The 26,787-nt window shown below is 45.0% G+C and carries 16 protein-coding genes; 8 read left to right on the top strand and 8 right to left on the bottom strand.

The genetic code is table 11. The annotated features are described in order from the left end of the window. The first annotated feature begins 103 nt into the window (after positions 1-103). Positions 104-685 (top strand): HAD family hydrolase, encoded by a 582-nt coding sequence (locus tag QUA03_RS22715; protein ID WP_333215179.1) that lies wholly within the window; start codon positions 104-106, stop codon positions 683-685. Between the two features lie 15 nt (positions 686-700). Here the strand turns inward: QUA03_RS22715 and QUA03_RS22710 are convergent, their stop codons facing one another. The 6 genes from QUA03_RS22710 to QUA03_RS22685 form a co-directional block, all read right to left on the bottom strand. After that, positions 701-1,930 (bottom strand): ATP-binding protein, encoded by a 1,230-nt coding sequence (locus QUA03_RS22710; RefSeq protein ID WP_333215177.1) that lies wholly within the window; start codon positions 1,928-1,930, stop codon positions 701-703. Positions 1,931-1,936: 6 nt separating this feature from the next. Continuing rightward, positions 1,937-4,864 carry a PAS domain S-box protein gene (locus tag QUA03_RS22705; protein ID WP_333215175.1) on the bottom strand — a complete coding sequence of 976 codons (2,928 nt, stop codon included), beginning with the start codon at positions 4,862-4,864 and terminating at the stop codon, positions 1,937-1,939. Positions 4,865-4,992: 128 nt separating this feature from the next. Then, complete coding sequence (locus QUA03_RS22700) at positions 4,993-6,282, bottom strand: aminopeptidase P N-terminal domain-containing protein (protein WP_333215173.1); 1,290 nt, start codon at positions 6,280-6,282, stop codon at positions 4,993-4,995. Positions 6,283-6,416: 134 nt separating this feature from the next. Then, positions 6,417-6,806, bottom strand: a complete 390-nt coding sequence (locus QUA03_RS22695; protein WP_333215171.1) for a hypothetical protein — start codon at positions 6,804-6,806, stop codon at positions 6,417-6,419. Positions 6,807-7,133: 327 nt separating this feature from the next. After that, positions 7,134-9,020: an ATP-dependent zinc metalloprotease FtsH2 gene (ftsH2, locus tag QUA03_RS22690; protein WP_333078184.1), complete on the bottom strand. Its 1,887-nt coding sequence runs from the start codon at positions 9,018-9,020 to the stop codon at positions 7,134-7,136. A 92-nt stretch (positions 9,021-9,112) separates the two neighbouring features. Further along, positions 9,113-9,307: a hypothetical protein gene (locus QUA03_RS22685; protein WP_333215169.1), complete on the bottom strand. Its 195-nt coding sequence runs from the start codon at positions 9,305-9,307 to the stop codon at positions 9,113-9,115. A 35-nt stretch (positions 9,308-9,342) separates the two neighbouring features. Between QUA03_RS22685 and QUA03_RS22680 the strand changes: the two genes are divergently transcribed. Then, positions 9,343-10,425 carry a ParM/StbA family protein gene (locus QUA03_RS22680; protein WP_333048413.1) on the top strand — a complete coding sequence of 361 codons (1,083 nt, stop codon included), beginning with the start codon at positions 9,343-9,345 and terminating at the stop codon, positions 10,423-10,425. A 20-nt stretch (positions 10,426-10,445) separates the two neighbouring features. Then, positions 10,446-10,964 (top strand): hypothetical protein, encoded by a 519-nt coding sequence (locus tag QUA03_RS22675; protein WP_333215167.1) that lies wholly within the window; start codon positions 10,446-10,448, stop codon positions 10,962-10,964. A gap of 203 nt (positions 10,965-11,167) precedes the next feature. Here QUA03_RS22675 and QUA03_RS22670 read toward each other — a convergent pair whose 3' ends face one another. After that, complete coding sequence (locus QUA03_RS22670) at positions 11,168-12,091, bottom strand: hypothetical protein (RefSeq protein ID WP_333215165.1); 924 nt, start codon at positions 12,089-12,091, stop codon at positions 11,168-11,170. Positions 12,092-12,330: 239 nt separating this feature from the next. Then, entirely contained in the window at positions 12,331-13,728 is a 1,398-nt protein-coding gene (gene mgtE / locus QUA03_RS22665; RefSeq protein ID WP_333215163.1) for a magnesium transporter, read from the bottom strand. Positions 13,729-14,881: 1,153 nt separating this feature from the next. On the opposite strand from mgtE, the gene QUA03_RS22660 reads away from it, so the two are divergent. From QUA03_RS22660 to QUA03_RS22640, 5 genes are all read left to right on the top strand, one after another. Further along, on the top strand, positions 14,882-20,374 hold the full coding sequence (locus QUA03_RS22660; RefSeq protein WP_333215161.1) for a PAS domain S-box protein: 5,493 nt from the start codon (positions 14,882-14,884) through the stop codon (positions 20,372-20,374). A gap of 126 nt (positions 20,375-20,500) precedes the next feature. Next, the gene (locus tag QUA03_RS22655; protein ID WP_333215159.1) at positions 20,501-23,596 is read left to right on the top strand and encodes a response regulator; all 3,096 of its coding nucleotides are present in this window, start codon (positions 20,501-20,503) and stop codon (positions 23,594-23,596) included. 10 nt (positions 23,597-23,606) lie between these two features. Beyond that, positions 23,607-24,581 (top strand): diguanylate cyclase, encoded by a 975-nt coding sequence (locus QUA03_RS22650; RefSeq protein WP_333215157.1) that lies wholly within the window; start codon positions 23,607-23,609, stop codon positions 24,579-24,581. A 350-nt stretch (positions 24,582-24,931) separates the two neighbouring features. Further along, on the top strand, positions 24,932-25,561 hold the full coding sequence (locus tag QUA03_RS22645; RefSeq protein ID WP_333215155.1) for a macro domain-containing protein: 630 nt from the start codon (positions 24,932-24,934) through the stop codon (positions 25,559-25,561). A 380-nt stretch (positions 25,562-25,941) separates the two neighbouring features. Beyond that, positions 25,942-26,529 carry a hypothetical protein gene (locus tag QUA03_RS22640; protein WP_333215153.1) on the top strand — a complete coding sequence of 196 codons (588 nt, stop codon included), beginning with the start codon at positions 25,942-25,944 and terminating at the stop codon, positions 26,527-26,529. Positions 26,530-26,787 lie beyond the last annotated feature (258 nt).

The following is a 26,787-nucleotide window of genomic DNA, read 5'->3' as shown; positions in this document are numbered from 1 at the left end:
ATTTAGTCTAGAACCACTATTTTTAGGGGTGAGAGGTGAAGCCCTTTATTGATTCGCCAACAGTCTCTTTCAATCGCAGAGTTATATCAAAAACAATACAACAATGAAACGAGCAGTATTTCTTGACAGAGATGGCGTTCTCAATATCGAAGCGGGTTACATTCACCAAGTAGAAGATTTGCATTTAATCCCCGGAGTAGCCCAAGCTGTACGCCGTTTAAATGACAAACAAATATTTTGCTGTTTGGTTTCCAATCAATCGGGCCCGGCGAGAGGCTATTATCCGGTTAGCCACGTAGAAGCTTTGCACAAACGCCTATGTCAGTTATTAGAAAATGAAGCAGGAGCACAGTTAGATGCTCTTTATTACTGTCCTTATTTAAGCGCAGCCGAAGGCGGAACCAACCCAGAATTTACGCGGTATACAACGTGGCGAAAACCGAATACAGGGATGTTGGTAGCCGCTGCTTGGGAACAGGATTTAGATTTGCGAAATAGTTTTATGGTGGGGGATAAAGCGACTGATGTTGATATGGCTCACAATGCAGGCTGTACTGGTATTTTGGTGCAGACTGGTTACGGAGAAAGCGTGTTGAGTGGGGAGTATCAGCACCATACTAAACCTGATTTTATTGCAGCAAATTTAGCGGTGGCGGTTGAGTGGATTTTGCAACACTTTGATTAGTGTTTGTAGGGGTATTTAAGTTCTTTCTCTTTGAGTCCTACAGGAAAGTGCTACGTAAGGAAGCGCGACTGTGAAGGTTGTACCCACGCCCATTTTGCTTTCGCAGGCGATCGCGCCTCCTTGCAATTCCACCGCTTTTTTAACAATTGTTAATCCCAAACCGTTACCTTTAATCTTTCCAGTATTCTTGCAGCGGTAAAACATTTCAAATATTTTCCCTACTTCCGTTTCTGGGATGCCCATACCTTCGTCTCGGATACGGATAATTAGTAAGGGAGAGCTAATATTTGTAAATTGGGAAGTGGCAAAAAAACACTGAGGAGATAAGCCGAAAATAGCTTCTTTGTCTCCTTCGCTTGCTGGACGGCATTCCAATTCCAAGGTGACTTGCCCGCCGTTGGGAGAATATTTGATGGCATTGACGATTAAGTTAGAAATAATGCCGTGCAGCAATTGTTGATCTAACATTGCGCTGGTAACATCTGACGGGATTAATGTTAGTTTGTGCTTGGCTTCATTTCCTAACTGCAATTGATCGAGCAAGTTTTGACAAAATTCGATTAAATTTATCGGAAATGGATTGCATTTGAGTTGGCCTGATTCTGCCCTGCCCATGAACAGCATATCGTCGATTAGCTGGTTCATCTTTTGGGTAGCTGAGTGCACCAGCCGCAGGGTTCTAACTTGGGATTCGTCACTGCTGCGAGTGCGATCGAGATCGAGAAGTTCCGCAGAAATTAAAATCGCGTTGAGGGGATTCCGCAATTCGTGAGCCGCCATGGAAATATACTGGTTTTGGCGGTACGATTTTTCTTCCACCGACTCTCTGACTGCTTCCGCGGCTTTGAGAGATTCTCGCATCTTGGTTTCCATTTCGTGTCTGTGCAGGGCAATCTCGATCGCCACCCGCAAATCATTTTGTTGAAATGGTTTGATAATATAACCGAACGGATCTGTAAGTTTCGCTCTTTGCAGTGTTTGATCGTCGGCATAAGCGGTTAAAAATATTGTGGGTACATTTCTATTAGTTCGGATTTTATCGGCTGCTGTTACCCCGTCCATGTCCCCTTTAAGCACGATATCCATCAAGACTAAATCGGGCGGGTTTTCTATCGCTTTTTGAATTGCTTCTTCTCCTGAAGAAACTGTAGCTGTGACTGAATATCCCAGTTTTTTCAATCGACCTGCTATGTCTTGCGCTACAATAACTTCGTCTTCTACGACCAAAATTTGTATAGGGTTCATTTTTCGTTAAATACGCTGCCGATAATTTAACTCTTGGAAAATCAGAGTGTAGCAGGTTCCACGCTGACTGTCAATGTCAATACTCGCCTCTAATTGGTAAGCCAACATTCTCACTAATCGCAATCCTAATGTTTCAGTATTTTCCACGTCAAAATTAGCCGGAAATCCGCGACCATTATCTTGAATAGTTAAATGAAATTGGTGACTACTTGTTTCATTAAATTTAATAGAAATTTCACCATCTAAATTAGAGCCAAATGCGTATTTTAAAGAGTTGGAAACCAGTTCGTTAATAATTAAGCCACACGGAATAGCTGTTTCTATGTTTAAATAAATGGGGTCAACTTTGAGGTTAAATTGGATGGAAGTGTTGCCACAACCAAAAGATTGATACAAATTAGCAACCAAATTTTCGACATAGGGGGACAGGGCGATCTGATCGAGATTTTCGGATTGATACAATTGCTCATGAATCAAAGCCATTGAATGGATGCGAGTCTGGCTTTCTTCAAATAAAGTTAGCGTTGCTTCGTCTTCAATATATTGAGCTTGAAGTTGCAGCAGGCTGGAAATTACCTGCATATTATTTTTGACTCGGTGGTGAATTTCTTTGAGCAATACTTCTTTTTCGCGGAGTGTTGCTTGGATGCGGGCCTCGGTAAATTTGCGATCGCTAATATCTTCGCCAATACCCGCGATGCGGTAAATGTTGCCCGATTCGTCGTAAATGGGAAAAGCTCGATCGCACACCCAGCGAATTGTGCCGTCTGGCAGAAAAATCCGATATTCGGTATTGGTGGACTCGCCGTGCAACACTCGCCCCATTGCCTCTTCCAAGAGGAGTTTATCTTCTGGATGCACCCACTCCATCATTTTTAATGGATCAGCATACAATTCTTCGCGACTGCGCCCCCAGATTTGTTCGTAAGCTGGACTCAGATACAATAAATCGGTGAATTCCGCAGACATTAGCCAGACGGAATCTTGGATATTTTCTGCTAACTGGCGGAAGCGTTCTTCACTTTCACGGATAGTTTTTTCAGCCTGTTTGCGTGCGGTAATATCTACTGCAATGCCCACGATCCGGTAAACTTTACCAGATTGATTTCTAATCGGAAAAGCCCGATCTCGAATCCAGTGTATTTGGCCGTCTGGCCTGACAATTCGATATTCTATCTCGTCTTCAGAATCAATTTGTCTAGTTAAATTAGCAATAACGCGAGCGCGATCTTCTGGATGGAGCGAATCTGCAAAAAAGCGCCCGTAAGCATATAAATCAGCACAGCTTCTGCCCCAAATCTTTTCGTAAGCCGGACTGATATAAATAATTTTCTGGGGTTGAACGTTTACCATCCAAAACACACTTTCAATGTGTTCTGCTAACTGTCGGAACCTTTCTTCGCTTTCTTTCAGCGCTGCTTCGGTTGCTTTGCGATCGCTAATATCTTCTGTCACTACTACATTGTAAATTGCCCCGCTCAGCGGTTCTTTGATGAGCGATACACTAATATTTACCCAAACTACATTGCCATCTTTGTGCAGCAACCGTTTTTCCATTTTAAAACTGTCAATTTCTCCGGCGAATAATTTATTGTTTTGTTCTAAATCTAAATCTATATCTTCTGGGTAAGTAACGTCCATCCAAGTTCGCGACAGCAGTTCGCTCGCAGTATATCCCACTATCTCGCAGAATTTTTGATTGACTCGCAAATAGCGGCCTGTTTGGTCAGGGTGGGTAATGCCGACTGCCGCTTGTTCGACGGTTGCCCGAAAGCGTTCTTCGCTATCTCTGAGGGTTGCTTCTGCTTTTTTGCGATCGCTAATATCGCGCTGCACGCCAAAATAGCCCACAATTCTGCCGTGGGAATCGTAAATGCAAATATAGTCGCCTTCTATCCAAACTGGAACTCCGTCAAACGTGCGATTCTCATTTTCGATGTGGATTCTGCCAGCCTCAAAAAATTGCCTTATTATCTCTCTGCCACCAGTCAAGTCGTGAGACAAGAAAGAGTAAAGTGTCCGACCAATAAACTGTTCCCTCGTCCCACCGTATTGAGCTATCAAAGCATCGTTTGCCTTCGTTACCCGCCCGTTAGCAAATATGTAATCCAAGACTTTTTCTTTGTCAACTGTATCGTCCCAATGCACTGGTTCGTCCAGCATCATAAAGAAAAAACCATCTAAAGATTGAGAGAAAAACAATTCTAGCTGTTCCTGGCTTTCCCGCAGAGATTTTTCGGCGCGCCAGCGAGAGAGAACTTCTTCCTGCAATTGATCGTTGGCTGTTTTCAATTCCTCAGTGCGCTTTTGATATTGAATTTCGAGCTGATTTGTAATTTCTTCCAGCGCTATTTCTGCCTGTTTTTTTTCGGTAATATCTTGAGTAAGAACCAGTCCTGCAAAAATTTCTTCCCGGTCGTTTTTGACTGGAGCAATTGTTGTTGAATAAACGCGATTGCCGTATTTATATTCAAAAGTATTCTCTTTTCCTGCCAAAGCAGCGCGATATGTAGTCTCAAAAAGGGGCAAGTCTTCAGGTGGCGATACTTCCCACAATGTTTTGCCTTCCAACAGTTCTTTGGACAAACCAACTACTGCCAAACCTTGGCCGTCAACCAGAGTATAGCGCAAATCGCGATCAAACAAAAATACCGAACCATTCGGATAATGTTTGATGAGAGTTCGGTACATTTCCTGGCTTTTTTCCAGAGATGCGATTAACTGAATGCGATCGTCCTCGGTGATATCAAATTCAGTTACGGAACCCGAAATGCCAGGATTCTCGACTGCTTTGAGTTGTGCTTCTAATTTCTGGCACAATTCTCTCTGCTGCTGCAAATGCTCTTCAAGTTGTAGAATTTTTGCTTTTTGCTCTGCTACCAATGCTTCGCAGGTTTCGAGAGATCGATCGATCTTGGTAGGATCAATACACATAAGCGCTCTTTGTTTGGCAGTTGCGGACTTGAGCTTTTTCAAGCCAATACTAACAAAGCTCAAGCCTTCACTGCTAACTTAATTAATCAATCTTTCTTGACTTCTGCCCAAAGCATTCTACTTTTCCTTTATTTAGGAACTCCCGCCGTCAAGACTTCATGACTTTTCAATGTCACCAAAACATCATCTTCAATTCTCACGCCAATACCGCGCCATTTTTCAGGAACCTCCGGCTGTCCTTCAACGGGTTTAATATAAGGAGAAATATAAATCCCCGGTTCCACCGTCAGCACTTGTCCTGCCTGCAAAACTTGCGGATTTTCGCCGTACTGATAAACGCCGACATCGTGCACATCCAATCCCAGCCAATGACCAGTGCGGTGCATATAAAATGGCTTGTATTTCTCTTCTTTAATTATCTCTTCAATGTCCCCCACCAAAAGTTTTAAATCCATTAAACCTTCCACCAAAACGCGCACCGCTGTTTCATGAATTTTGCTGTAAGGATTTCCGGGATATACTTGACTAATTGCCTGCAATTGTGCTTGCAAAACTAAGTCATAAATTATCTGTTGTTCGGCTGTAAATTTGCCGCTAACGGGAAAGGTGCGAGTAATATCGGCGTTGTAGTACCCGCAAGCACAACCAGCATCTATTAGCAGCAAATCGTTTTCCTGCATTTGGCGGTTGTTTTCGATGTAGTGGAGGACGCAGGAATTGTAACCTGATGCAACAATTGAAGGGTAAGCCGGAGTGCAGCCATTTAAGCCAAAAGTATGTTCTATTTCAGCTTGAATTTCATATTCGTATCTGCCCGGTTTGGCGAATTCTTGGGCGCGGTTGTGCGCTGCAACTGAGATATTAGCCGCTTTTCGCATTAATGCTAATTCTGTTTCGCTTTTCACCAGCCGCATCGGGTGTAAAATAATGTTGGAATCTTCGATTGCTGTCGGGCCTGTGCCACGTTTGGGATAGGTTGCCATCAAGCGCTGCCAGTGATTGAGGACTGTTTGGTCGAAACTACGATCGCGCCCGAAGTGATAGTATATGCGATCGGCCTTTTCTAAATATTTCGGCAGTTTTTCGGCAAGTTCATTAATCGGGAAAGCTTCATCCGCGCCGTACAATTCCTTAGCGCCTTCTACTCCGGCGCGATAACCGTGCCAAGTTTCTTTTTCCAAGTCTTTTGGCTGCACAAACAAAACAAATTTGTGTTCTTCATGGTGTGGCGCGAGCACTGCTACCGCCGCAGCTTCGTTGAAACCGGTTAAATAGAAAAAATCGCTATCTTGTCGGTAGGCATATTCTACATCGTTGTGCATGACGGCTGCGGGCGCGCTGCGAAATATCGCTGTCCCGCTGCCAATTTTTGCCATTAATTGTTCGCGTCTTTGCCGATATTCGGTGGGGTTTGTCATCCGATTTTAGATTTTAGATTTTAGATTTTAGATTGATTGTAATATTAACACTCGGCGGTTTCAAGCCCTGTCAAACTTGCACCCGCAAGCGCAGGGTTGAAGATATAGGTGCTCTGTTTTTTTTCTTGGTCTACTTATTTATTCTCTTGTTCTGCGATCGCCAATTGACAAGTATAGTCAACCAGCCGAGACAAAGATGAGTGGCCATCGACTAAAGTCCATTTCGGAGAGAAATTCGACCAATTTTCGCCATCTTGGCTAACTCTCACAGTTCTCAACTGTCGTTGCTGGCAGTCAACTTCCATTTGCGCCAACAATTTATCGTTACTAAACTGTTGAGTTACTAAAATAGTTCTGACTGGATAAGAGGGAGCACCGGGAATATCGGATTTGCTTAATTCAACGCTGCTGGAGTCGATGCAAATATCTACAAAACATCTTAATTTTTCGGCGCGGGCGCTCAAATTAATGCCAAAAATTAATGTTGAAATTACTATCAAACAAATCGATGCACTCTTAATCATATAGCAGGAGGAAGAAGTTTCTTTTGACTCGGCGGTTGAAAGAGACTGTTGGCGAATTCGCAGGGGGTGTTACCCATCACCTCTGGGAGGCAGTATTTCCGTTCACTATTGGTAGTTAATGGCTATATGGTCAATTTGAAATTTAGTCTAGAACCACTATTTTTAGGGGTGAGAGGTGAAGCCCTTTATTGATTCGCCAACAGTCTCTTGAAACCGCTGCTACACAGACAAAACCCGCCTGCGCGGGTTGAATTTCTTCAGTCCGCGCAGGCGGACTTTGTTTGTGTAGCAGCGAATTCTATTCGCCCTCAATATTCACTCTTCTTTTTAAAGTTGAGGAACGTATTGTTCTTTTTCAGGAACAAAAGTGTATTCAGAGACGATTAGGCGCAACTCTTCGCCGTCGATGGTTTCTTTTTCGATCAACAAATCGACTAAGCGATCGATCACAGTGCGATTTTCGCGAATAATTCGGCGCGCGTCGTCGTAGCAGTGATCGACAATCGATCGAACTTGTCCGTCAATCCGAGAGGCTATTTCTTCGGAATATTCCGATCGCGCTGTGTAGTCGCGGCCGAGGAAAATTTCGCTTTGCTGAGCTTCCAGGGCGATCGGGCCCAAGGTAGACATCCCGTAGCGAGTCACCATTTGCCGTGCCATACCGCTGACTTGCTGCAAGTCGTTGCCGGCACCGGTGGTTACTTCGGCATCTCCGAAAACTACTTCTTCGGCTGCGCGGCCACCCAAAGCACCGCTAATCCGGGCTAAAATTTGCGATCTTGAAATCAAACCTTGGTCTTCGCTGGGCATGAACCAAGTCAAGCCGCGGGCCTGTCCGCGAGGAACTAAGGTAACTTTTTGAACGGGATCGTGGGCTTGAATAATTGTACCGACGATCGCGTGGCCGATTTCGTGGTAAGCAATCAAGCGCTTGCTCTTGCTGTCCACCAAAGGAGTGCCTTCCATACCTGCTACCACGCGATCGACTGCATCGTCAACTTCGAGCATCGTAATCGCTTCTTTGCGGCGGCGGGCGGTTAAAATAGCCGCTTCGTTGAGCAAGTTAGCCAAATCAGCGCCGGTAAAACCAGGAGTGCGACGGGCGATGGCGTCCAAAGAAATTTCCGCAGACAGCTTCTTGTTGCGCGCGTGAACTTCCAAAATTTCCAAGCGACCTTTAATATCCGGCGTATCTACGGTAACTTGGCGGTCAAAACGTCCCGGACGCAGCAAGGCTGAGTCGAGCACGTCGGGGCGGTTCGTGGCAGCAATGATGATAATGCCAGTATTGCCCTCAAAACCGTCCATTTCCGTCAGCAACTGGTTCAGGGTTTGTTCCCGTTCGTCGTTACCGCCACCGATACCGGCGCCGCGCTGGCGGCCGACTGCATCGATTTCATCGATGAAGATGATGCAAGGAGCATTTTCTTTAGCTTTCTTGAACAAGTCGCGGACGCGGGAAGCGCCGACACCGACGAACATTTCGACAAATTCCGAACCGGAAATGCTGAAGAAAGGCACGCCGGCTTCGCCTGCGATCGCTTTTGCCAGCAAGGTTTTACCGGTTCCGGGAGGGCCCACTAGCAGCACGCCTTTGGGAATCTTTGCCCCGACTGCGGTGAAGCGTTCGGGTTTTTTGAGGAATGTCACTACTTCTTGTAGTTCTTCTTTGGCTTCCTCAACGCCTGCTACGTCGTCGAACAGTACGCCTGTTTTAGCTTCCATTTGAAAGCGAGCTTTGGATTTGCCAAAATTCATGGCTTGGCCCGGGCCGCCGGGAACGTTGCCACCGCGGCGGAAGAGGAAAAACAGGCCTCCTACTAACAAGAGGGGAAATACTAAATTGCCTAAAAGTCCCCAGACAGCACCGTCGTTGCGTAGTGGGTGAGTGTCGAAGCTGATTTTGGAGTCTCTGAGCCTAGAAACCAGTTCCGGGGCATTTGAGGGCAAATCTACCCGCCACCGCTGCTCGTGATTGTCCAGTTCGGGATCGACTGCTAGGACAATAGCCGTCCGACCTCCGTCGTAAAGGTCAACGCTGGTCACCCGACCGGCGTTCAAGTAATCTAAGAATCGACCGTAGCTCAGGCGGGTGCTGGCGGTGTTCTTGCTCATTTCTGCCGGGGATGGGGCAAAGGCCCCCTGCCACAAGAAAAAGCCGATGACTAAGGCGGGTAAAGTCCAAAGTAGTATAGTTCGCCAAGAAATTTTCATAAATGCGGATGCCTTGAATTTGGGACAGATCGGGTAAGATCGCGGTGTCGGAGAAGTGCGACAAAAGTTTACACTCAGAATCTTAACTAAATTTAACTTAACAATGCACTCTCAGGCAACAGAGCTTCGAGGACGATCGCTCCAGAAAAAGTTAGGTTAGTTAGGGTAAGGGCGATCGTCCCGAATATAATGTTTGGTGCTGATTTCGATACCGATCTAGGTAGAGTTAGAAGAATCGCCGCAAAACCCACTGTCTTTAAGCGTGGCAGTGTCAAGGGATAAGGCATGATAATGGTGAGGCTCAGTGAGGTAACACATTTCAATGACAACTAGACAGCTTGTTCCTAATTCGGCTATGCTGACCCAGCAGACTAAAGTCGCTTCTAACAAATCGATTATTAGTGCAGATTTGGGTCGGACGGCAACTAAAGCTTGCGTGAGTCGCAACCCGAGTAGCGTTGTTTTCATCCCTGCCAACGTGGCTACTATGCCCGTGGAAAAGGTGCGGGGTGGCAGCTTTGAGTCCAAAGCAACAGACCCTCTGTTGGATATGTGGCTGGAGTACCAGGGCAAGGGCTACGCTATCGGTCAACTGGCGGCAGATTTTGGCGCTAATCTCGGTGGCGCAGATCAGTCGAAAGTAGTAGATGCTTTGGTTAAGGTCTTTTCCTGTGCTGGATATTTCCAGATGAAGGGCGACATAGCAGTTGTGCTGGGTTTACCGTTTTATTCCCAGGATCAGTTTGAGAAGGAAAAGGAAGAGATTATCAGCCAACTGCGCTCTCCCCACGTTGTGGTGTACCGGGGCGAGCGTGTGGATATTAATATCAGTCACGTTTGGGTGATGCCCGAAGGGTTCGGCAGCCTGATTTGGTGCGAGGCTCAAGATAACAAGGAGTTTACGCCGGAGTTGCCCGAACTGTCGGTGGCGGTTGTTGATATCGGACACCAAACTACCGATTTGTTAATGGTCGATCGTTTCCGGTTCGCCCGGGCGGCTTCTAAGAGCGATTCTTTCGCAATGAACAAGTTCTACGAACAAGTTGCCTCAAAGATTCCGGGAGCAGACCCTCAATCTCTGTCTTTACTGGAAGCGGTGAATAAACCCGAGGGCCAGCGTTTTTACCGTCCCAGAGGAGCGACTAAGCCGACTAATTTAGATCCGATTATTAAGGATTTGCGGGAGGCTTTCGCTAACGAACTGTCCGAACGTTTGGTGCAGTGGCTGCCGGAACGTGTGACGGATGTGGTTCTGACTGGCGGGGGCGGCGAGTTTTTCTGGGAGGTTTTGCAACCTTTGCTTAAAGACGCCAATCTTAAGGCTCACTTGGCTCAGCCTTCCCGGAAAGCTAATGCTTTGGGACAGTTTATTTATGCTGAGGCTCAGCTAGCCACGATAAAGTAACGCATTAAGGCTTGAACCCTATGGCACTGTGGGCAAAAAATAAGGCGAATTTCTCGGTGGCGTTTACGGAAGATGCTGCGGATCAAACTTTGCTGGCCGCTATTGAAAAAGAGTTGGCTTTCACGAAGTATCAGACTTTCAGCAATCTCTGCAAGCAAGCTTTGTGGCAGTTTTTGTCTGTATCTGAGTCTGCTAGCTCTACACAGAGCTTTCAGCGGTTGGAACAGCGCATTGCTGAACTTGTGGTCAAATTTGCTGAGTTTGAACACAATGTTTCGGCAGAGGAATTAAGCCGTTTGGAGGGACTGGAACATCACCTGAATCAACTCAGCGCGCAGTTGGATCAGTTGCAGGGAAGTGTTAACAGTAAGTTTGCTCAAATTTCTTTTGCCCCAGTTTCAAAAGTAGTAGAGCCTGGCCCGATTGAGTCTGAGTCTGTGGCGGACGATAATGTAGTGCCTGATGCTGAGGTTGCTCCTCCTCGGAATTCCGATCCTTTGTTGGAGCGTTTAAGTTCTTTGTTACCCCAAGATTTCTAAAATGAGGTAGACCAAGGCTAAAAAGCCTTGAGATGTAATGTTAGTGGCGCGCTGTTGGCAGCCGGTACTGAATACAGACACAAAGCGATCGCTCTTTTGAAAAAAAGGGCGATCGCTTTGTTATTTGTCAGTTGACTGTTGACTGTTGACTGTTGACTGTTGTCTGTTTTCTGTGGTTACAAATTACCAATTACCAATTACCATTATTCGATTAATCCTAATTTTTGTAATCGCGAACGAATGGCACTAGGCTGTCGCTGAAATTTCTGAGCTAATTCGTCAATTTGTTGACCGCTAGCATATTCTTTCTTCAAATTTTCGTCTTCATCCTGACTCCACTTGACATAAGCTCTGGGATATTTCTGGCGAATTTTCTCATTCTGGGTTTTAGGTCGATAACCATTCTTTTGCTCGGCATTCAAACCAGAACCAAACTGTGGGTTAATTTCGCCACCGCGACTAGCTAGCGCCTCTTGCACGCGGTTGGGAATTACAGCAATTTCTTCAGATAGCTGAGCCAAAGCATTGTCTACTTTTTGCTGAAGTTCTGTTAGCTGCCGCTGCTGCAAACTGCCCCACTGCGGCAGTTCGTTGATAAACTGCTGCAAGTCCAGAATTATTGTTGTCAAAGTTTCGACTTGTTGCAACTCCGGTCGCTGTTTGAATTGGCGGCTGGTGATTTCGATCTCGCTTTGAATCATTTTAATAGTTTTTTCTAAAATTATTAGTCGCTGGCGCAGGTTCTCAATTGCTGAAATTAGAGAGTGTACGTTTTCTCCCGCCCCAACATTGAGATTCTCGCGAGATGTTTGAGCAACAGCTTCGTCTAAAGCATTTACAGCAAGTTGCAATTGCTCGATCGCGCGATCGGTAGTAGCTGCTTGTTGATTTACGCGATCGAACGTGGCCGCCGTACTTGCTTTAACTTGCCCGTGCAACTTCTGCCGGTTCACAAAATTCAACACCAACGAAATCACTACAGGCACTTGAGCATAAACGCTTTGCCCCCAAACCAAACTAGCAGCCAATCCCACAGCAGAGGCAGCAAGAAAAACCAGTTCAGCAGTTTCTAACAAATTGCTCGACTTGGGATTTTGGATTTGGGTGGGTGAATTGGATGATGACATAGGCTAATACCATTTTAGATTTTAGATTTTAGATTTTAGAGGGGGAATGACTGATGAGGCTCGGAGTTTGGATCGAGTGCCTATAGTTGCATTCTTTTTTTCAACTGGTGCAAGTATGCGGATAAAAATAAAGTACGCGCGACGGCAGATATCCGGTATGTAATCGCACGTAAACCCCGAATTTAGCAGTGGTGAAAAACAGATTAAGTTTTTTATTCACAGCCATCTAATTAAATATATTAAATCTGCAAAATTAGTCGAGCTAAAGTGAAATAAATCAAGACCCCAAGGACATCAACTGCGGTGGTAATAAAAGGAGCAGACATTAAAGCGGGGTCTAAACCCAAAGAACGAAATAGAAACGGCAGAGCTGAACCGGCAATAGAAGCTAAAATTGCGATCGCAAACAAACTCACTCCCACCGCGACTGCCACTGCTAAACTTCCTTGCAGAGTGTAAGCCCAGACCGTCGCTACAGTCCCCAATATAGCTCCTAGCAGCGCTCCCGCCATCCCCTCGCGAACAATTACTTGAAACGGGCCCATTGCTGTAATTTCATCAGTGTTCAAACCGCGAATTACAACAGTTGAGGACTGAGCTCCGACATTGCCTCCAGTGCCAGTCAGGAGGGGAATAAAGGCTGCTAGGGCGACTACTTGGTGCAAAATATCTTCTTGAGCTCGAATAATTGCGCCGGTGACAGTATTCGTTAAAAGCAGAACAAACAGCCACACGACCCTTTTGCGCGCAACGGTGATTAAATCGGTCTGAAAATAATTGTCGCCGCCGGACTGGACACCGCCCAAGGTATAAATATCTTTGGCGGCTTCTTGTTCTAAGATGTCGATCGCGTCGTCAACTGTAATGATCCCGACCAGCCGCTGTTCGCGGTCTACAACGGGCACAGCTAAAAAATCGTAACGCTGGATCAGCCTAGCTACTTCTTCTTGATCCGTTCCTGTTTGAACAGAAACTACGTCGCGGGTCATAATTTCGCCTACAGTTTTGTCGAGGGGCGAAGTGACTAAATCCCGCAGGGATAAAATACCGGTCAAGCTGCGTCCGGCGTCGGTGACGTAAAGAGAATAAATTGTTTCGGTAGTTTTAGCCAAAGAGCGAATTCTGTCTAAAGCTTGGGCGACGGTAAAGCTTTCTTTGAGAGAAATATATTCCGGGGTCATGATCCGACCGGCGGTACTGGCTTCGTAGCCCAAAAGTTGGGCCGTGGCTTCTCGTTCCGTCGGGCTTAATTCACCCAACAGGCGACGGACTAATATTGCCGGCAGTTCGTCAAAGAGTTTAGCTCGATCGTCCGGGGACATTTTGTCTACAATGTCAATGACTTCTTGGCGTTTGAATTTTTCGCAGAGGGACTGCTGAACGCTGGAGTCGAGATATTCGTAGACTGCGATTGCTTCGTCTTTGGAAAGCAAGCGGAAAGCTATTACTTGCATGGTTTCTGGCAGGCCTTCGATAGCTTCAGCTATGTCTGCTTCCTGCACCGGGTGCAAAATCGCTTTTGCCCCTTTAAAGTCTCCTTCTTCCAACAGGGCCCTTAACTGCGATCGAACTAATTCCCGCAGTTCTTTTCGCGCGTAGGTGGGTAGAGAAGACGATTGATAACTTTTTTCTGTCACTGATGACCCTCCTAAACCTGTGCTGCGCGCCTTCCTGAATCCAGTTTAGAGCCTATTGACGCCACTGGTTGCAGCGATCGGACTTGCCCTGACAATATCCACACCTGACCCCTATTCTTCTGGTGCGCGCCCAGTATCTTGCCCGATTTGTTGGGTTCAAATACATTTATCTTGATCGGCGACACTCATCGTTAGGAAAGGAGAATTTCGCCCGATCACTTTTTACGACAGGTTCGTCGAACTTTGATTGCGAATATAATTATTGACTGTTTCTTTCCATTCAGTGTCGCTTGCTGGCAAGATTATGCCGTAAGAAATGCAGGTTAAAGGCTTCTCCGGTATAACTGAATATTGGCTTGGAGTTAAACCCTATTTCAGCGCTTCTCCTACTAAGAGCCTTCCGTCGGTAGCGAAGGTATCGATTGCTCCTGATACCGCATCTTCTAGACCAGACTGCCTGCCCGCGATACCTTCATACAAAGGCGTAGGGCTAAGATTTAGACTCTCATATCAAATCAAGGAACAGGGAACAGGAAAATGATTTTATGTAGGAATGGGTCTCAAAAGCTCCATCGGAATAGTGTAGAATTATCACACAAAAGATGTGACATTACAAGGTGCGTATTGTGGGATAAAAATTCTTTTCGCTTTTAATTTTGTTACGGAATGTTTAAACTTGTATCTTTTCCTTAACCCTTTTATATTCTTTACCAAATCTTTATTTTTTTTCTCTAGAGTCTTGTTATCGTTGCTTCAAGCGAGCTTACAGCACTTTGCAACAAGAGTGAAATACCCCTTAGTTAAAAAATAGGTCTTTATGACATACTGCCCCTGCTGCTCGAATCAAATGCTCCGTCACGTTCGCCAGCATCAAATCTACTGGTTTTGTCGCCAATGTTGGCAAACAACACCTATTTACAATCTGAACAGATGTTGCTCATCGCCCTCTCTAAATCTAGTTAAAGGGCTAGGGCTTAATGAACAACATTCTTTGCCGGTGAAATCTAATAGCTCACTGGAGGAGGTATAAAGTTTAGATATTGTCTTATGCCTAACTGGTTTTCACGCTCGAAACTTTTTTTATTGCCTCATTAAATTACCCCACTCTAGCCCAAGAAAGGGAATACACATCTATTCATTTATCGCTTGATTTATGATGATACCTCGACTCAAGGGAATTATAACTTTATGCCAAACACCACTTAAACGATTGCTACCTCTTTTGCTTGGTGTGGTGGCCTCTCTTGGTGTTTTATTTACGTGGCAACAGCTAACCATCAACGGACAAATTCACATTGAGCAGTTAATTCAGCAGGAAGCCAATGCGATTCAGTCAAAACTGACCGAAGAATTATCAATTCGGATGCTGACACTTCGACAAATGGCGAATCGCTGGGAAGCCAATGGCGGTACACCAAATGCTCTTTGGGAAGCCGATGCTGAGGCTTATGTAAAGGATTTCTACGGTTATCAGGCGATCGCATTAGTCGATCCATCATTTAAAGTGCGATCGATTGTGCCACTGGCTGGGAATGAGGCAGCGCAAAACCTAGATCTTAATCGGGAACTGTGTCGCAAAATCACTTTGCAAGTGGCTCGTGATTTGCGTCAACCTATATTAACTCGCAATGTTTCCCTCATTCAAGGGGGTCAAGGATTTCTAGCAAGTTTTCCGGTATTTGTAGGGGAGCGGTTTGATGGGTTTATTGTCGGAGTTTTTAAGTTTAAAACTCTATTTGACAGTATTTTAAAAGTGCTTCCTGGGTACAAGGTGGCTATATATGATGGCACACAATTGATCTACGGTCAAGAGCTTTCATCTCATTATTCACTGCATAAAACAGTTGTAATAAGAGCCTATAGTGCCGAGTGGCGAGTAGATATTTATCCAAACTTATTATATTTAGTAGAAAAGGAAGATTTTTATTTGCCAACAGTTGTGTTAATTGGTGGCTTAATTTTAGTGTTGCTGCTAATTTTGGTCGTGTATCTCGCACAAGTTAGTTATGGCAAAGTCGATAAATTCAAAAAAGTAAATCGCCAGTTGCAGTGGGAAATTCACCAACGACAACGGGCCGAAATTGGGATCGCTCGACTAGCTGCGATCGTTGAATCTTCGGAAGATGCCATTCTTAGTAAAGATTTAGAGGGTGTAGTTACAAGTTGGAATGTAGGAGCCGAAACAATTTTTGGCTATACAGCGGCAGAAATAGTAGGGCAATCAGGGAGAAAACTGATTCCCGCAGACTATCGAGATGAGGAAAACGAAATTCTCACCAAAATCCAGCGAGGAGAACGCATCGAACACTACGATACAAAGAGGCTGAGGAAAGATGGAACATTAATCGATGTCTCGATGAGTGTCTCTCCCATTAAAGACCAAGTAGGGAATATAATTGGAGCCTCAAAGATTGCCCGGAATATTGCTGACCGCAAACAAGCAGAAGCAGCACTACGTGAAAGTGAAGAACGCTGGGAACTGTCTGTACGCGGGAATAATGACGGCATTTGGGATTGGAATGTTCAAACCAACGAGGTCTTCTTGTCTAGTCGCTGGAAGGAAATGCTGGGCTATGAAGACCATGAAATCCAAAACATTGTAGACGAATGGGCTAATCTGGTACATCCCGATGATTTGGGATGGGTGATGCAAGCCGTTCAAGACCATTTTGCCAAGAAAACTCCTTTTTATATCACAGAACATCGCGTTCGCTGCAAAGATGGTTCCTACAAATGGATTTTGGATCGCGGTCAGGCATTTTGGGATGATGCAGGTAACGTAATTCGGATGGCTGGCTCTCACACCGACATTACCGAGCGCAAGCAAGCTGAAGTTGCTTTACAGGTCAGCGAAGCCAGGTATCGGCAATTAATCGATAACTTAAATGCAGGTTTTGTGATTCATGCGACAGATACCAGCATTCAATTATGTAATGAAAGAGCTGGTGAATTACTAGGGCTTTCAATGGATCAAATGCTGGGAAAAACTGCGATATCTCCGGCCTGGCATTTTGTGCGGGAAGATGGCAGCGTGATGCCCCTAGAGGAATATCCGGTAAATCAGGTTTTATCCAGTGGAAGTTCCCTCAAAAATTATGTTTTAGGAATCAAAAAAGAAATTGATGGTTGTGCTTGGGTATTAGTTAATGCCTACCCAGAGTTCGATCAAAACGGTAAAATCCTACAAGCTGTAGTTACGTTTATTGATATTAGCAAGCGCAAAAAAGTAGAGCTGGAAATCCAGAAAACTCGCAATTTCTTACAAGCACTGCTGGATCATCTACCGCTCGCAATTTTTGTTAAGGACGCAGAGCCTAAACGATTTGGCGTATTCCAGTTTTGGAATAAAACCAGCGAACGGTTATTTGGCATCTCAGCCGAAAACGCGATCGGCAAAAGTGGCTATGATTTTTTCCCAAGAGAACAGGCTATCTTTTTTGATCAAAAGGATAGAGAAGCTTTTGAAAAAGGTAAGACCGAGGATATTGCTGAAGAAATCATTGACAGTCATAGTCTGGGAAAATGTTGGCTGCATACGGTGAAGATTCCCATTTACGACGAACAGCATCAGCCCCAGTACCTACTTTGTTTTTCAGAAGACATCACCGATCGCAAACACGCAGAAGCAGAGCGTAGAGAAATGAGTGAGGTAATGCAAAATGCGGTGTCCGGCATTTCCAAACTGGATGTACAAGGACACTACCTATATGTGAATAAAGCTTATGCTGACATGACAGGCTATCAGCCAGAAGAAATGATCGGGATGTCCTGGGAAAAAACCGTACACCCCGATGAGTTGAAAAAACTGGTTGCAGCCTATTGTCTGATGGTGCAAGAGGGCAGAGTTGAAGTTGAAACGAGAGGGATTCGTAAAGACGGTTCGGTTTTTTATAACCAATTAGTGATGATTTCAACTTACGACGAACAGCACCAATTTATGGGGCATTACTGCTTCATGAAAGATATTAGCGATCGCAAAAAAGCCGAACTTGCACTAGAACAGGAACTCTTGCGGAGTAAAACCTTCTTCAACACTTCCCTGGACGGTGTTGTTGTCATGGATTCCGTCGGAAAAGTTGTCCAAGCTAGTCCCAGTTTTGCTCAAATGCTGGGCTACACCCTAGAAGAAACCCTGAATCTGAATCTGTTTGATTGGGATGCTGAATGGACGAGGGAAGAACTACAACTTATGCTCCAGAGAGAGGAGGTTATTCCGCTGTTTGAAACGCGACATCGCCGCCAGGATGGTTCTGTATATGACGTAGAAATTAGCTGGAACCGGGTGGAATTACAAGATGAGATGATGAACTTCTGTATCTGTCGAGATATTAGCGATCGCAAACGCAACGAAGCGGAACGCCAACAAGCAGAACAGGCACTCCGAGAGAGTGAAACTCGCTTCCAAGCCTTCATGAATCACAGCCCTGCCTCTGCCTGGATTACCGATGAAAATGGTGTAATGCTTTATGCCAGCCAGACTTATCTCAATACCTTCGATCTACCCACTGACAATGTAATTGGAAAGTCCCTTTTTGAACTTTACCCCGCCGCCATCGCCCAACAATTTCTAGACAATATCCAAACCGTTGCTCACACCAACGAGCTAATTGAAACGATTGAGATTGCGTCCCGTCGAGATAGAACCCTGGGTGAGTTTCTGGTTTACAAATTTCTCATCCCCGACTTATCTGGGCAAATGCTAGTAGGTGGTGTGGCGATCGATGTGACACGACAACATCAAGTGGAAACCGCTTTACAACGCAGTGAGGAACGCTTAATGCTGGCACTAGAAGCCTCTGGAGATGGACTATGGGATTGGAAAATTGAAACTGGAGAAGTTTACATTAATTCCTACTACCAGGAGATGCTGGGCTACAAGCCCGGTGAGTTGGTGATGGATGTGAACGTGTGGGAACAGATGATTCATCCTGATGATACATTGTGGGTTTTTGACGCTCTCAATCGTAACTTGCAAGATAGCTCTCTCAAATATGCCTTTGACTATCGTGTGCGTTGCCAGTCAGGCGAGTGGAAGTGGATCGCTAACTACGGGAAAGTCGTTGCCTACGATGAACATGGTAAGCCTTTACGGATGATTGGAACGCACAAAGACATCAGCGATCGCAAACGTAAAGAACTGGCACTGCAGCACGCAATGGAAGCAGCAGAAGCAGCGAACTTGGCAAAAAGTACCTTCCTAGCCAATATGAGCCACGAATTACGCACTCCTCTCAACGTAATTCTAGGATTTGCTCAGGTGATGGCCCATGACTCCTCCCTAACTCCCAACCAAAAACAAGATCTGCAAACAATTCGACGGAGTGGAGATCACCTCTTGAGTTTGATTAACGATGTGTTGGATCTCTCGAAAATTGAATCGGGACACTGCACAGTTGAAGACAGCGGATTAGACTTAATTGCGCTGCTGCATTCCCTCCGAAATATGTTGGCGGAACGAGCAAGTTCTAAAGGACTTGACCTTTGTTTCGAGATTGCGCCAGAAGTTCCCCAATTTATGCTTGTCGATGCTCAAAAACTGCGTCAGGTTTTGCTCAATCTGCTGAGTAATGCCATCAAATTTACCGATCGGGGAAGCATTACTTTGCAAGTCAGTATAGAGGCGAACGGTACAGGGGCATTAACCACAACTCGGCCGATTCTCCAGTTTGTAATCGCTGACACAGGTGTAGGGATTGCATCGGTTGAACTCGATACTATCTTCGATGCGTTTGTGCAAGCCCAAGCTGGGAAGCAATCGATCGGCGGTACGGGGCTAGGTCTCACCATTAGTCGCAAATTGTTGGAACTCATGGGCGGAAAAATTTCTGTTAGCAGCACTCTGGGAGAGGGGAGTACCTTCACCTTTACCCTTCCCGTCAGCCCGATCAGTGGAGTTAATGTTACACCCGAAGAGAATAATCGCCTCGTGATTGGGCTGGCTCCCTGTCAAGGGGATCATCGCATTTTGGTGGTTGATGATCAAGCAGAAAATCGCTTGCTAATGGTCAGATTACTGACACAATTAGGATTAGAGGTAAAAGAAGCTACCAACGGACAGCAAGCTGTGCAGATTTGGCAACAATGGCAACCAGACCTAACCTGGATGGACATTCGGATGCCCGTGTTAGATGGATACGAGGCTACGAAGCAAATTCGGGCAATGGAAGACGGACCGAACAGTATCATTATTGCACTTACGGCCCAGGCTTCCCAGAGCGATCGCGCCCTCGCCTTGGCTGCTGGCTGCAACGACTACATCAGCAAGCCGTTCCGGGAACAGACCCTATTTCTTAAGATGGCGGAATACCTAGGCTTAGAGTATGTATATCAGGAAGAGGAAACAGAAAAAGGGGAACGGGGAACAGATTGTTTTCCTTCTTATTTCTGTTCTGTTGCCTCTTCCGTGTCAGATTCCCTCGATCCAATGCTTCTGGCGACATTACCAAAAGTATGGGTGGTTGAGTTGGAAGATGCTGCTTTATGTGGGGATGATGTTGCGATCGTTGAACTGGTAGCTCAACTTTCCTCAGAACTCACTCAATTCGGTACTCATCTGACGGAACTCGCCAACCAGTATCAATTTGAGAAAATCATTAATCTAATTCGAGGTAATTTCCCAAGTGGAATTCCTCCATTGGATTTATAAGCTGTTGTGCAGTTAAACGTTTGATTAGGACTAGGGAATTAGGAACAGCCAACAAGAATACAATCTAGTTATTGGTAATTCTTGACCAAAGCCTCCTTGATTTTTATTTAACATTACTGCTCTAAAATGCCTCATAAAATTACTAAATTTTCCCAAATCACTCCTTTAAATTTAACAAGCTTAGAGGAATGCAGTGAAGAATCCGTGTATGCTCCTGGTCATATTCAGCCCCACGGAATCGTTTTATTGATGCAAGGAAACAGCCTCAATATTTTACAAGCTAGCGAAAATGTAGAACAGTTTTTTGGCATTTCTGCCCTAGAATTGCTAGGTCAGCCATTGCCAGATTTATTGGGTCACGAGCAAGTACAGGAAATTGTCAGGCATCTAAATCAAGAAGAACTCAACATTCATAATACTTTCGATCTAAAAATACCTCTAAAAGACGGGAAGATTCAAACATTTAGAAGCACACTGCATCAACTACCAGATGAGTTAATTCTGGAGATCGAACCCCAATTGACTATTGAAAATAATCATTCAATAGATTTTTATCAGCGTCTGCAAACAGTTATCCTCAACTTTCGCAGTGCGATCGATATTTCGGATTTAGCTCAAACCATTGCTAAAGAAGTAAAAGCCATGACCGGGTTCGATCGCGTGATGATTTATCGCTTTGAAGCCGATGACCATGGGATGGTGATTGCTGAAGAGAAAGAAAGCTATCTAGAAAGCTACCTGGGATTGCATTACCCGGCGATCGATATTCCCGTACCCGCCCGCAAATTGTTTTACCGCAATTGGATACGCCAAATTCCCAATATCAATTACACTCCGGTCCGCCTAATTCCTACCAACCATCCCGTAAGCGATACACCCCAGGATCTAAGTGCTTGTGTGTTAAGGGGAGTATCTCCCTACCACATTGAATATTTGCAGAATATGGGAGTGGCTGGGACACTGACGATTTCGTTAATTGACGATCGGCGTCTCTGGGGATTAATTGCCTGTCACCATTACAGCCCGCGATTGGTAGATTACGAAACTCGCAAAACCTGTGAATTTTTAGGACAATTTGCCTCGATCGAACTGGTGCATCAGCAAGATCGAGAATTGAACGTTTACCGATCGCAGGCGAAAACGATTCAGGATCAACTTCAGCAGGCATTCCGGCGAGATTCTAATTTTATCGAACAGGTATTGAGCGAAAATGCTTCTCAATTGCTAGATTTAGTTCATGCTCAGGGAGCTGCAATTCTGCTCGATGGTCGTTTGACATTGGTGGGTCAAACACCATCGGAAGCTGAGGTAGACGAACTCGTGCAGTGGTTGCTGGAACAGAATAAAGAACGAGTGTTTGCAACAGCTTCGTTGTCTCAGTTGTATCCCCAAGCCCAGCAATTCAAAGATCGAGCTAGCGGTGTTTTAGCAATCTCAATCTTCCTATGCTATGCCAAACAAAAGTCATACCATATTCTTTGGTTCCGACCCGAACAAATTCAAACCATAAACTGGGCAGGTAATCCACAAGATGCTGTGTCGATCGACGAAATTGGAAAAATGCACCTGTGTCCCCGCAAATCCTTTGAACTGTGGCAAGAGACAGTGCGGGAGATGTCTTATCCTTGGCAGATTGCAGAGTTAGAAGCTGCCGCCGAAATGAGGCATATCCTCATGCTGGCGGTGTTAGAATTTTCGCAAGCTGCCCTAGAACACGCTGCACAAAAGGCAGCAATAGCCAACCGTGCCAAAAGCCAGTTCCTTGCGAACATGAGCCACGAACTCAGAACGCCACTCAACGCCATTCTGGGATTTACCCAGCTTATGAACCGCAGCCCCTATATCCCAGAAGAATTTCAAGAGCATTTAGGGATCATTACCCGTAGTGGAGAACACCTGCTGACATTGATCGACGATGTTTTGCAAATGTCTAGGATTGAAGCAGGGCAATTGGTACTGAGTCGAAGCTGTTTTAATCTGCATCGACTGCTGGGTTCTATTAACGAGATGTTCAGCATCAAAGCGCCTGAGAAAGGGTTACATCTGAGCAGCGAGTGGGATGCTACTGTTCCCCGTTATGTCTGTGGGGATCAAGCAAAACTTCGCCAAATCTTGATTAATCTGCTGGGGAATGCTATCAAATTTACAACAACAGGAAGCATAGCCCTGCGCGGACGAGCTTTTTCATCAGATGATATGCCATCCGGTACAATTTGCGATCGCGCCACTAATCCACCTGATATTAAACCAACTATTACCCTGTGTCTCGAAGTTGAGGATACCGGATCTGGCATTTCTCCCTCAGATTTAGAATCGATTTTTGACGCTTTCATGCAAACCAATCGCGGTCGCAACGATCGAGGAACAGGTTTAGGACTGTCTATCAGTCGTGAGTTTGCGCGTCTGATGGGAGGCGATATCACCGTGCGAAGCACCCTGAATCGAGGCTCGACTTTTACCTGCCAAGTTGTTTTAGAACTACCAGAGTCCCTTGATTTAGAGAAACCTGAAACGAGCGATCGGATTATCGGGCTCGCACCTGGGCAACCTATCTACCGAATTCTAGTAGTAGAAGACGTTCCAGAAAATCGGCAACTGCTGATGACACTGCTGGAGTCATTTGGGTTTGATGTGTGTGCGGTGGAAAATGGGGTAGAGGCGATCAATCGTTGGCAAACATGGAACCCTGACCTGATTTTGATGGACATTCAAATGCCTGTCATGGATGGTTATGAAGCGACGAGACAGATTCGATCACAACAGTCATTAGTCATTAGTCATGAGTCATCAGCAGATAACTCAGGGCAAATGTCACAGGAGAATAGACCAATGACACGCATCATTGCCCTGACTGCCTATGCTTTTGAGGACGATCGTATCGCCAGCCTGCAAGTCGGTTGCGATGACTACATTGCCAAGCCGTTTACTGAAGACACACTTTTCGACAAAATAGCTCATCACTTGGGCGTCCGCTACTGCTACGCCGAAAAACTTCAGCCAGACTCATCAGGTTCGCCACCAAAAATATTGACTCCAGACTTGAAAACCATGCCAACCAAGTGGATTGCAGAAGTTCATGAAGCAGCACTCGATCTTAGTGATAATAAGCTTTATGAATTGATCGCTCAAATTCCCAAGGAGAAACAAGATTTCATCGCGGCGATGACATCTTTGGTCGATAACTTTCAGCTTGAAACGATCGCAACTCTCACCCAGATTTAGGAACAAGCCCATGACAACTCTATTCAAACTTGCGACCGAAAGGAATATTCTCATCGTGGATGATACCCCAGACAATCTGCGCTTGTTAGCCAAAATTTTAGAGTCACAGGGCTATATTGTGCGTAAAGCCCTCAACGGCAGGATGGCACTCCAAGGTATTCATCGCGACCCACCGAGTCTAATTTTACTTGACATCAATATGCCGGAGATGAATGGGTACGAAGTCTGCCAAAAGTTAAAAGCATCGGAAGCGAGTGCTCAGATACCAGTTATTTTTATCAGTGCGCTCGAACGACTGGAAAACAAGGTACGAGCCTTTGAGCTGGGTGGCGTAGACTATATTACCAAACCATTTCAAGAGCAGGAAGTGCTCATGAGAGTAAAAAATCAATTACTCATCCAACAGCAACGCCAACAACTGGTCGAACAAAATCAACGTTTAGAACATGAAATCCAAGAACGTCTGAGGGCAGAAGCAGAAGTAAGGCAGCTATCCGTGACCGATGAATTAACTGGATTATATAACCGACGAGGCTTTTTTTTACTAGCAGAGCAACAACTAAAAATTGCGAGGCGCACGCAAACATCCTATTTTGTTTTGTTCGCTGACTTAGATGGTTTGAAAAAAATTAACGACACTTTAGGACACGAAATGGGAGACAGAGTAATCGTTGACGCAGCTCAAATATTGAAGCAAACGTTTCGTGAGGCGGATATTGTGGCTCGACTGGGAGGAGATGAATTTGCTTTATTTATTCCTAACTTTTCGGGTGATTCATCTACTAATTTTCATGCTCGGCTGCAAGAAAATATAGATCGCTTTAATCAACAGTCCGAGCGAGCTTATATATCAATAAGTCTTGGTGTGCAGTTTGGGGATTTAAATAATGAAGTTTTATTAGAACAATTGCTGGCTAAGGCTGACAAACTCATGTACGAGCATAAACGCACCAAACGCTGTTTCAATCCTCAACCGTTCTTTTGAGAACAGTGATATCGGAGCGCCATAAGCATTATTTATTAAACGTGAGTTCAACCGAGAAAGAGTAAACTGAAAACAAGATAGGGAAACAGCTTGTTGACTTTACCCCCCTCAGCCGGAAAACACGATGCAGTATAGCTCATCACACCTAAACCTCAGAGGGTGGCAACCCCGTTAAAAGCTCTCTATGTATTAGGATAACGGTGTGTGCAATCAAAAAATGTCGTAGCTATTGAACATTTGCTAGTTGAAATTGAGATGAATTGAAAAATCAGCGAATTTATGTAAAGTATTGTAGGATTAAATTGGCGATCGCTCTGGCTGTTCGCCATTAAAATTAAGAGAGAGTATTTATGCAAATTGTGCTGGCTGCCTTAGACGATAGTTTAGTTAGAGCGTGGGAAAGCACTTGCGGCAGTATGGAAAATGTAAAGATACATCACGGTTCAATATTTGATGTGAAATGCGATGCTATTGTGAGTCCGGGGAATAGTTTTGGTTTCATGGACGACGGCTTAGATTTAGAAATTTCGGAATATTTTGGAGGGCAGGTTCTTGAACGCTTGCAAAAACTAATTCAGGCGCGACATCACGGCGAACTCTTAGTAGGAATGGCAGAACTTGTAGACACCGATCATGCTGAAATCCCCTATTTAATAGCTGCACCAATTATGCGTGTCCCCACAGTTTTAAGAGAAACAGTAAATGTTTATCTAGCAACCCGCGCTATTTTGACTCTCGTAAAATTTGGCTCAGTCCCAGATGGAACGCCAGTCAAACATATCATTGAAACTATCGCTATTCCCGGCATGGGTACGGGAATGGGCAAAGTGCCGCCACATATCTGTGCCAATCAAATGAAAGTTGCGCTCGAAGATATCCTCTTATCTCAGTACGAATTTCCTCAATCTTTACTGCACGCTCAAAGATGTCACCACTTGTTATATACGGAGGAGAGCGAAAATTTGCAATTGGAAAATTGAAACTATTAAATTTGCCAGTTTTATTGGGTTGAGAAACCAAGTTGATTGGTGTGTGTTTTTTTAAGTATAGAGACTTATTACAAATTTAAGTGCGCTAAACCGTACCTCCAAGTTGGTGGTATCCTACACACGAGAGTAACTTTGGTAGATATAATGTAATAGAACTGAGGTCATTCCAACTAGGTAAACGCGGATACAAAAGTTGATCAAGCTGGAAAAGAATTGCCTAGTTCTTATTAAATGCCAGAATTCCTTCTGGCGCTACACGTACAAAGTCTGTATAAAAAACCACAATTCGTTCTGGCGCTACACCTACAAAGTCTGCATCCAGGGACTGTGAGATTTTTTGAAAATGTTTACTAACAGAGGAGAAGATTGATATGACAGATCCAAAAGTAACCGAGGAACCAATTTTAGAGGCAACTCTCGAAACGACGGAGCTCGTCAAAAAAGAGATGCCCGACGCGACTGATGAGGCGATCGCAGAAACTGCGGCGCTGTTTGAAGCAATTAAAAAACGCGCCACCGCCGAAGTGCAAGCAGCGGGCGAACTCACCCGCGAAGCTTATTTAAAAGCTGTCAATAAGGCATCGGGGGCGATCGAAGAAAATAAGGATCTCGCCCACGAGAGATTCACAGAAGCAGTCAAGCTGATTAAAAAAGAAACTGAGAAAAATTGGCTGGTGGTAGATGCGATTAAAACGCGGGCGCAAGCGCAGGTGCAAGATGCCGGCGAAGTCAGTCGCGAAGCTTATTTGAAAGCAGTGCGACAAGCGCGAGAAGCGGTGGAACAAAATAAATTGATCGAACGCGATCGCATCGAACAAGCTGTTGACCACATTCACACGGAAGCTGAAAAGAATTGGCACGTTATTGTGAGGCAAATTGAGTCGCTCAACATTCGCTTGACAGAAACCGCTAAGTCTGCATGGAACGCTCTGACGGCGTTTTTTGACAAGAAGCATTAAACTCAGATATGAGACCATTTTCAAAGAACAGGCAAGATGCCTGTTCCACAAAGATTGAATTTTCTTGTGGAACAGGCATCTTGCCTGTTGATATTTAAAGAACAGGCAAGATGCCTGTTCCACAAAGATTGAATTTTCTTGTGGAACAGGCATCTTGCCTGTTCATAAAAGGTTTTGACACTAAGTAGGTCGGCGCAAAAAAACCGAACTATGTTAAGATAAGTAAACAAAGAGAATATATCTACTGAGGTAACTAAA

Origin of the sequence: Microcoleus sp. S36b_A4 (assembly GCF_036700645.1) — a bacterium.
Taxonomy (GTDB): Bacteria; Cyanobacteriota; Cyanobacteriia; order Cyanobacteriales; family Microcoleaceae; genus Microcoleus.
Note: the sequence above shows the minus strand (reverse complement) of the source record. Positions and strands in the feature narration are given on the sequence as shown.